General features: G+C 63.5%; 1 protein-coding gene. It reads left to right on the forward strand.

The genetic code is table 11. From position 1 onward, the window contains the following. Positions 1-559 (forward strand): efflux RND transporter permease subunit (locus KVT32_RS28100; protein ID WP_217619198.1); only part of this gene is annotated, 559 nt, incomplete at its 5' end. Positions 560-691 lie beyond the last annotated feature (132 nt).

Raw genomic sequence — 691 nt, forward strand, 5'->3', positions numbered from 1 at the left:
CACTTACCAGCAACTGCAGTCGGCCACGACCCGGCTCCAGCTGGTGGTGCCGCTCGCCCTGTTCATCGTGTTCACGTTGCTGTTCATGATGTTCAACAACGTGAAGGACGGGCTGCTGGTCTTTACGGGTATCCCCTTCGCCCTGACGGGCGGGGTGATCGCCCTCGCCATGCGTGGTATTCCGATGTCCATCTCGGCTGCGGTCGGCTTCATCGCCCTGTCGGGGGTCGCGGTCCTGAACGGCCTGGTGATGATTTCCTATATCCGCACCTTACGCGAAGAAGGCATGGGCCTGGATCGAGCCATCACGCATGGAGCCTTGACGCGGCTGCGGCCAGTGCTGATGACGGCCCTGGTGGCGTCTCTCGGCTTCGTGCCGATGGCGATCGCGACCGGCACCGGCGCCGAAGTGCAGCGGCCCCTGGCCACCGTTGTGATCGGGGGCATTCTTTCCTCGACGGCGCTGACGCTGCTCGTCCTTCCTCTCCTCTACCGGCTTGTGCATCGCAAGGACAGCGATGAAGTACCAGCGGAGCCGGTGAAGGTTCTCGTGCATTGAGACTGCCGGGCCGCGAGGAATTCTTGCGGCCCGGCTGAGGAGGATGAAATGCATGAAGACACCCCGGGTCGGAGGTCACCAGGCACACGCCGGCTGTTTGGGCTGGATCTTGCTGCGCACGGAACGGCTCTC

The organism is Achromobacter sp. GbtcB20 (genome assembly GCF_019091095.1).
GTDB classification, from domain to species: domain Bacteria; phylum Pseudomonadota; class Gammaproteobacteria; order Burkholderiales; family Burkholderiaceae_B; genus Achromobacter; species Achromobacter mucicolens.